Annotated in this window: 7 protein-coding genes; 3 read left to right on the top strand and 4 right to left on the bottom strand. The window is 68.7% G+C overall.

Annotation, left to right across the window (positions count from 1 at the left end; all coding sequences use genetic code 11):
* From VF139_14975 to VF139_14960, 4 genes are all read right to left on the bottom strand, one after another.
* The coding region (locus VF139_14975; protein HEX6852697.1) for a sugar ABC transporter permease at window positions 1-1406 on the bottom strand (1406 nt) is incomplete at its 3' end.
* Complete coding sequence (locus tag VF139_14970; GenBank protein ID HEX6852696.1) at window positions 1403-2641, bottom strand: extracellular solute-binding protein; 1239 nt, start codon at window positions 2639-2641, stop codon at window positions 1403-1405. The genes VF139_14975 and VF139_14970, both read right to left, overlap by 4 nt.
* A 14-nt stretch (window positions 2642-2655) precedes the next feature.
* Window positions 2656-3750, bottom strand: coding sequence for a sn-glycerol-3-phosphate ABC transporter ATP-binding protein UgpC (ugpC, locus tag VF139_14965; protein HEX6852695.1), 1095 nt, complete (start codon window positions 3748-3750; stop codon window positions 2656-2658).
* 23 nt (window positions 3751-3773) lie between these two features.
* The gene (locus tag VF139_14960; protein HEX6852694.1) at window positions 3774-5315 is read right to left on the bottom strand and encodes an alpha-amylase family glycosyl hydrolase; all 1542 of its coding nucleotides are present in this window, start codon (window positions 5313-5315) and stop codon (window positions 3774-3776) included.
* Between the two features lie 107 nt (window positions 5316-5422).
* Here VF139_14960 and VF139_14955 point away from each other — a divergent pair, with 107 nt between their 5' ends.
* The 3 genes from VF139_14955 to VF139_14945 are packed head-to-tail and all read left to right on the top strand — an operon-like array spanning window position 5423 to window position 7871.
* Window positions 5423-6601 (top strand): acetyl-CoA C-acetyltransferase, encoded by a 1179-nt coding sequence (locus tag VF139_14955; GenBank protein HEX6852693.1) that lies wholly within the window; start codon window positions 5423-5425, stop codon window positions 6599-6601.
* Window positions 6598-7467, top strand: coding sequence for a 3-hydroxybutyryl-CoA dehydrogenase (locus tag VF139_14950; protein HEX6852692.1), 870 nt, complete (start codon window positions 6598-6600; stop codon window positions 7465-7467). Before VF139_14955 ends, VF139_14950 begins: the two co-directional genes overlap by 4 nt.
* 5 nt (window positions 7468-7472) lie before the next feature.
* On the top strand, window positions 7473-7871 hold the full coding sequence (locus VF139_14945) for a (deoxy)nucleoside triphosphate pyrophosphohydrolase (GenBank protein HEX6852691.1): 399 nt from the start codon (window positions 7473-7475) through the stop codon (window positions 7869-7871).
* Window positions 7872-7952: the final 81 nt, after the last annotated feature.

Genomic DNA, 7952 nt, shown 5'->3' with positions numbered 1-7952 from the left:
CCGACGAGCTGGAGCATCTGGTTCACGACCCCGAACTGCTGGTGGAACATCCCCTTCCAGATGAGCGCCGTGATGTAGTTCGGCATCGCCCACGGGAAGATCAGGAGGACGCGGTAGAACGGACGCCCCGCGAGACCCTTCGTGTTCAGGATCAACGCGAGGACGAGCCCGACGCTGACCCCGATCGCGACGTTGGTCACCGTCCAGATCACGGTGAAGAAGAACGTCCAGTAGAAGTTCTGATAGTTGGGGACCCAGCCCGCGTCCGTGCTCTTGAAGACCTGGAAGTCGCCGAGGACGTCGCCGTAGTTCTTCAGGCCGACCCACGTGTCGAGGATCGTCTTGTCCGTGTTGTACAGGTTCGAGTCGGTGAACGACAGGGTGATCCCGTAAAGGAACGGGAAGAAGACCAGGATCAGCATCCCGATCATCGCCGGCGTCACGTACGCGTACGCCTCGCGGTGGCGCTTGACGATGGCGCCGACCCTGGCCGCGGCCCCGAAGCCGAAGAAGGCCGTTAGGCCGAGGCCCAGGACGCCGAGGCCCCAGACCAGCTTCCTCATGAAGGCCGCGTCCTCCGCGAGCGTCGCCGCCGAGTCGAACGGCTTCTGGAATCGATCGACGTCGAGCGGCCCGCCGCCGAGATCCGCCGCCAGCGAAGCGACCGCCTGGTCGGCGGAGGCGCGGTCCGAGGAGATCGTCGATCGGAGGCTCGAACCGAGGAAGAACATGGAGGCGATGAGCCAGGTCACCGAAGCGATCGCGAAGTTCCACTTGCGGTTCGGGGCGATGCGGCCGACGGCGAGCAGGATCAGGCAGCCCGCGAAGAGTTGGAGGAACGCAACCCAGCGGACCGGCGCGGGAGCATAGCTCTCTCCCCGGGTCTCCACCTGGACCATCCCGACGACCTCGCCGTCGCGCACGAGGGGGGCGGCGACCGAGCGGCCGCCGTCGGCGAGCGGCTCGACCGAGATCTCCTCCTCGCGGGCGAAGCTCGCCTCGGCGTTGGTCTGCTGCGCCTTGCGCAGGATGTCGGCGCGGTCGAACAGGGGTTTCTCTTCCTTGACGAGGGGACGGGGCGCGGCGTTCTCGCCGGAGTCCGCCGCGGCGGTCGAGGCGAGGAGCTCCCGACCTTCGACGACGCGGATCGAGGTGACCCGGTCGCGGAGCTTCTCCTGGAACGACCCGACCGCCAGGCGCGCGGCGTCGCCGTCCGCACCCGCGGCCGCGACCGCCTGCGTGATCGCCCGCAAGGGCACGACGGCGAGGCGCTCGGCGCGAAGGTTGGCCTCGTGGGTCCGCGCCGACGAAAGCACCCACGCGCCAAGCGCGCCCACGACGACGGCGGCGACGGCGAGGCCGACCGCGAACCGCCTGGCGTGGGAGATGCCCCCCGGGGCGCTCATTTCTTGCGCAGCCCCTGGACGTCCTTCGCGAGCTTGGCCTGGGCCTCGTCCATCGCGGCCTTCGGCGTCGCGGACTTCTTGGTGAGGATGTTCATCGCCGTCGTCGCGTGGCTCCAGAACATGCTCATCTCGGGGAGGTTGGGCATCGGGACCGCGGCGTCGACCTGGCGGCGGAACGCGGACAGGACCGGGTCGGCCTTGACCTTCGCGTCGTCGTAGACCGCGAGGTTCGCCGGGGTCTGGCGCCCTTCGAGGGCCATGATCAGCCCCGCCGGGGTGTCCGTGATGTACTTCACGAACTCGAACGCCTTCTCCTTGTTCTTCGACGGGGCGGCGACGAAGGCGCCTTCGACGGTGATCCACGGCTTCATGGGCTTCCCGCCCGCCTCGTCGAGCGTCGGCAGGGTCGTGACGCCGTAATCGACCCCCTTGGCGATCTCGCCGAGGACCCACGGCCCGTCGAAGATCATCGCGGTCTTCCCCTCGTTGAAGAGGGAGGTGATCAGCGCCTGGCCGGGCTCGGCCGGGAGGATCCCGTCCTGGCTGAACCACTTCATCAGGAACTCGAGGGACTTGATGTTCTCGGGGTTGTTGAGGACCGGGTTGCGCTGGGCGTCGAAGACCTTCCCGCCGAACCCGTTCATCAGCGCGGCGTGGTAGTAGAAGTTGCTGTACCAGTAGGCGAGCCCGAAGCGGCCGGCGTTGGCGTCGGTGAGCTTCTTGGCGGTCGCGACGAGCTCCCCCGAGGTCTTCGGCGGGTTCGGGAGGAGCTTCTTGTTGTAGATCATCGCGATGACCTTGAAGTTCATCGGGAGTCCGAAGGTGGTCTTCTGGTAGGTCATCGCCTCCATCGTCGAGGGGATGAACCGGCCGCGGTCGGACTTCTCGAGGAAGAAGTCGATCGGCTCGATCGTGTTCCCCGCCTCGACCCAGCCGCCCAGGCGGTCCTGGCCGGCGATGAAGACGTCGGGTCCCTTCCCGCGCGGCACCGCGGCGGTGATCTTGTCGTTGAAGGCGTCGAAGGGGACGGCGAGGGTCGTGACCTTCACGCCCTTCCCGGCCATGGCCTGGTTGTAGTTCGCGACGACCTTCTCGAAGGCGGTTTTTTCGTTCCCGCGGTAGGCGTGCCAGACGACGATCTCGGTGGGCGCCTGGGCGAGGGCGGGGAGGGTGAGGAGGGAGGCGACGGCGGCCGCCGCCAGCCGGGCGAGTTTCCGGAACGCAAGGGTGAACATGACCGTCCTCCGAATCAGGCCGTGAGCCGAAGTTCCGTTTCCGCGTCGAAGAGGTGCAGCGCGTCGAGCTCGAGGACGACCTCGATGGTGTCGCCCATCTTCGGCGCGTGGTGGGGGTCGAGCTTCGAGACGAGCAGGTCGTCGCCGATGCGGCCGTGCACGATCACCTCGTGGCCGAGCGGCTCGAGGATCTCCGCCTCGACCTTGATCTGCGTCGTCTCGCCGCGCGCGGGTTTCCCCGGGGAGAGGATGTTCTCGGGGCGCAGGCCCACGACGACCTTCTTCCCGCGGTGGGCGACGCCGATCGCGCGCATCGACTGCGGAAGCGGGATCGAGAACTTCGACCCCGCGAGCGCGGACCCGTCCTCCGAGATCGTCGCCTTCACGAAGTTCATCGGAGGGGTCCCGATGAAAGCCGCGACGAAGAGGTTGCGCGGCTTCTCGTAGACGTCGAGGGGGGTCCCGACCTGCTGGAGCTTTCCGTCCTTCATGACGGCGATCCGGTGCCCCATCGTCATCGCCTCGATCTGGTCGTGCGTGACGTAGACCGTCGTCGTCTTGAGTCGCGACTGGAGCTTCGAGATCTCGGCGCGCATCTGCACGCGCAGCTTGGCGTCGAGATTGGAGAGCGGCTCGTCGAAGAGGAACACCGACGGCTGCCGGACGATCGCGCGGCCGACGGCGACGCGCTGGCGCTGGCCGCCGGAGAGCTGCTTGGGCTTCCGGTCGAGCAGGTGCGTGATCCCGAGGAGCTCCGCCGCCTCGTCCACGAGCTTCTTGATCTGCGCGGGGGGCATCTTCCGGATGCGAAGGCCGAAGTCCATGTTCTCGCGGATCGTCATGTGCGGGTAGAGGGCGTAGCTCTGGAAGACCATCGCGATGTCGCGGTCCTTCGGGGGAAGGTCGTTCACGACGCGCCCGCCGATCGTGATCGTCCCCCCCGAGATCTCCTCGAGCCCCGCGATCATCCGCAGCGCCGTGGACTTCCCGCACCCCGACGGGCCGACGAGGACCATGAACTCGTGGTCCTGGATCTCGAGGTTGAGCCCCTCGATGATCGAGACCTTGCCGTAGCGCTTGGCGACGTCGTTGAAGAGGACTTCGGCCATGCCAACACCTCTCGGGGCCGTCTCTAGCGCGCTGGACCCGATGCTAGCGCAAGGATCCGGGCGCCACGGGGCGGAACTTGAATTTCCACGTTTCCGTTCGCGATCGAGGCCGCCTCGCCGGACAACCGGTCGGCGACGGCGACCGCCCCCGTCCAGTCCTCGGGAAGCGCGAAGCTCGCCCGGGCTTCGGACGCGCCGCGGTTGACCGCGACGACCGCGGTCCGCTTCGCATCCGCGTCGCGGCGGCCGAAGACGAGCAGGTCGCCTTCGGCGACGAGGCTGACGTGCGATCCCGTCGCGAGCTCGGGGAGCTCGTTGCGGGCGGCGATCAGCTTCCTGTAGAAGTCGCGAAGGGCCTCGTCCCGGGGGAGGCCCTTGCCGGGGAGGATCGGCTGCTGGCCCCACGGCATGGGGGAGCGGTTGTCCGGCCAGTCCCCGCCGGGCCTGCCGACCTCCTCGCCGTAGTAGATCATCGGGATCCCGCCGGTCGTCATCTGGAGGACGGCCGCGAGGCGGAACGGATCCTTGTTCCCCTGCAGCTGGAACAACGCCCCCGGAACGTCGTGCGACGAAAGGAAGTGCGACAGCAGGTGGCCGGGGCGGACCTTCTCGCGGGCCTTCAGGTAGCGGTCGTACGCGACCGCCCGACCGCGACCCTGGACGAAACCGAGCGTCGACCCCTGGAAGCCGAAGTCGAAACCGGCGTCCATCTCGTCTCCGGAGAACCACGGATCGAGAACCTGCGCGTCGCCCCCCCAGACCTCCCCCAGCAGGAAGAAGTCGGGGGACACGGCGCGGGTGCGCTCGCGATGGACCTTCCAGAAGGGATGATCGACGTGCTTGACGGTGTCGAGGCGGAAGCCGTCGAGTCCCACGCGCCGGGCCAGGTCGAGCTGGGGGAGCATGACGAAGTCCTGGACCTCGGGGACCTCGGTCTTCCAGTCCGGAAGCCCCGAGACGCACGAGGTCAGGTCGTCCTGGCCGCAGGTGCCGCGCTCCTCGCTCCGGAACCAGTTGCGGGTCTTCACGTCCGACAGGTAGCGGGTGTTGTACCCGGCGTGGTTGTAGACGACGTCGAGCAGGACGCGGATGCCGCGCCGGTGGGCGTCCTCGACGAGCCCCTTCAGGTCGGCCTCGGTCCCGAAGCGCGGGTCGATCGCGGTGAAGTCGTCCGGCCAGTAGCCGTGGTAGGCCCAGTCGGGGAACCCCGCGCCGGTCACGAAGCCGGGCACGTTCTGGACGACGGGGGTGATCCACAACGCCGTCACCCCCAGGTCGGCGATCTCGTCGAGCCGGGACCGGAGCCCCTTGAGGTCGCCGCCGTGGAAGGTCCCCTTCGCGGTACGGTCGACGTCGCGATTGTTCGAAGGGTCGCCGTCGGCGAACCGGTCGAGGACGACGAAGTAGAGGACCGCGCGGTCCCAGGGGACGCGTTCCTTCGGGGGCGCCTCGGGAACGGCGACGACCGGCACCGTCTGCGGGGGTGCGGACGCCGGTGCACACCCGCCCAGGACGAGGGCGGACGCGAGTGCGGATCCGAGGAGGAGGCGATAAGCGGATCGCATGCGTCGGGACATGCTAACAGAAACGGAAACGGCCGCCGGTCGGTTTTAAGGCCGAAAATGAACGCTTTTTGAACGGTCGGCTAGGATATCCGCTTCGGAGGACAACCATGGATCACCCGGTCATCGTCGCCGCCTGTCGTACTCCCATCGGGAAGTTCCTGGGAGCGCTGACGCCGCTCTCCGCGAGCCGTCTCGGCGCCCTCGTCGTCAAGGAAGTCGTCGAGCGCGCGGGGGTGAAGCCCGGAGACGTCGACGAGGTCTACATGGGGAACGTCGTCGGCGCGGGGCTCGGCCAGAACCCCGCGAGGCAGGCGGCGCTGTGGGGCGGGATCCCGGACAGCGTTCCCGCGATGACGGTGAACATGGTCTGCGGCTCCGGCCTTCGCGCGGTGGCGCTCGCGGCCCAGGCGATCCGCGCGGGCGACGCCGAGGTGATCGTCGCGGGCGGGATGGAGTCGATGTCGAACACGCCGTACCTCCTCCCGAACGCCCGCGGCGGCTTCCGGATGGGGCATCAGAAGATGCTCGACGCGATGATCCACGACGGCCTGTGGGACGTGTACAACGACTACCACATGGGGAACACGGGCGAGGTCGTCGCCGAACGCTGGAAGGTGACGCGCGAGGAGCAGGACGCCTGGGCGGTGGAGAGCCACCGGCGGGCCATCGCCGCGATCGACGCGGGGGAGTTCCGGCGCGAGATCGTCCCCGTGCCGGTCCCGGGGCGCAAAGGGGAGACGACCCTCTTCGACACCGACGAGTCCCCGCGCCGCGAGACCTCGATGGAGGCGCTGCGCGCCCTCAAGCCCGCCTTCAAGAAGGACGGGACCGTCACGGCGGGGAACGCGCCCGGCGTCAACGACGGTGCCGCGGCGGTCGTCGTCGCCTCGGCGGCGGCGGCGAAGCGCCTGGGCCTGAACGCACGGGCGGAGATCGTCGCGGCCTCGGCGAGCGGGATGGCCCCCGAGCTCGTGATGATGGCCCCCGAGCTCGCCGTCCGGAAGATCTGGGAGAAGACCGGCTGGAAGGCCGACGACGTCGATCTGTACGAGTTCAACGAGGCGTTCGCCGTGCAGCAGGTCGCCCTCGGACGCGTGCTCGGGGTCCCGGCCGCCAAGCACAACGTGCGGGGCGGTGCGGTCGCCCTCGGCCACCCGATCGGTGCGTCCGGCGCGAGGGTCCTCGTGACGCTGCTCCACGCCCTCGAGGACCGGAACGCCAGGCGCGGGATCGCCGCGTTGTGCCTGGGCGGAGGGAACGCGGTCGCGATGGGGATCCAGCGATGAAGACGATCGGGGTCGTCGGCTCCGGACAGATGGGGAGCGGCATCGCGCACGTCGCCGCGCAGGCGGGTCTTTCGGTCGTGATGCGGGACCTCGAGGATTCCTACGTCCAGAAGGGGCTCGGCACGGTCGCGAAGAACCTCCAGCGTGGCGTCGACAAGGGGAAGATGAGCGCCGACGAGAAGGACGCGGTCCTCTCGCGCATCCGCGGCACCACGAAGCTCGAGGACCTTAGCGTCTGCGACCTCGTGGTCGAGGCGGCGGTGGAGAAACTCGACGTCAAGCTCGAGCTGTTCGCCGCCCTCGATCGGATCACCCCCGCGCACGCGATCCTCGCGACCAACACCTCGTCGCTTCCGATCACGCGGATCGCGGCGGGGACGAAGCGCCCCGAGAAGGTCATCGGGATGCACTTCATGAACCCGGTGCCGGTCATGAAGCTCGTCGAGATCATCCGGGGGCTGCAGACCTCCGACGAAACCCATCAGGCCGTCCACGCCCTCTCGGAGAAGCTGGGGAAGACGCCGGTCGAATGCCGGGACTTCCCCGGGTTCGTCTCGAACCGCGTCCTGATGCCGATGATCAACGAGGCGATCTTCTGCCTGCACGAGGGGGTCGCGGGGGTCCGGCAGATCGACGAGATCATGAAGCTCGGGATGAATCACCCGATGGGCCCCCTGACCCTCGCCGACTTCATCGGCCTGGACACCTGCCAGTACATCCTCGAGGTGCTCCAGACCGGGCTCGGCGACGACAAGTACCGGCCGTCCCCGCTCCTGCGGAAATACGTCGAGGCGGGCTGGCTCGGTCGCAAGTCCGGCCGCGGCTTCTACGACTACTCGGGCGCCGAGCCGAAGCCCACGATCTGACGCGGATGACGGTCGACGTCGCGCTCGCCATCGTCGTCCGCGAGGGGCGGGTGCTCGTCGCGCGACGCGAGCCGGGCTCCCACCTCGAGGGGCTCTGGGAGTTCCCCGGCGGGAAGATCGAGGCCGGGGAGGAGCCCCACGCCGCGGCTCTCCGCGAGCTGCGCGAGGAGACGGGACTCTCGGCGACCGAGGCCGAACCGCTCAACATCTTCCACTACGCCTATCCCGACCGGGACGTGCGCCTGCACGCCTTCGTCGTCCGCGATGCCGCGGGGGACGCGGGACGATGGGAGTGGGTGGAGGCGAAGGCGCTCGAAGCGCTCCCCATGCCCGAGGCCAACCGCGCGATCCTCAAGGCGCTCGCGTGGCGCCTGGGCGACGTGATCCCCGATGACGGAGCCTGAGACCGTCTTCGGAGTCGGACCGCGCGACGCCGGGAAGCGGCTCGACCGTTTCCTGAACGAGCGGATCCCGGGGCTCTCGCG

Source organism: Candidatus Polarisedimenticolaceae bacterium (genome assembly GCA_036376135.1).
Lineage (GTDB): Bacteria > Acidobacteriota > Polarisedimenticolia > Polarisedimenticolales > DASRJG01 > DASVAW01.
This window is presented reverse-complemented; position numbering and strand designations above follow the sequence as displayed.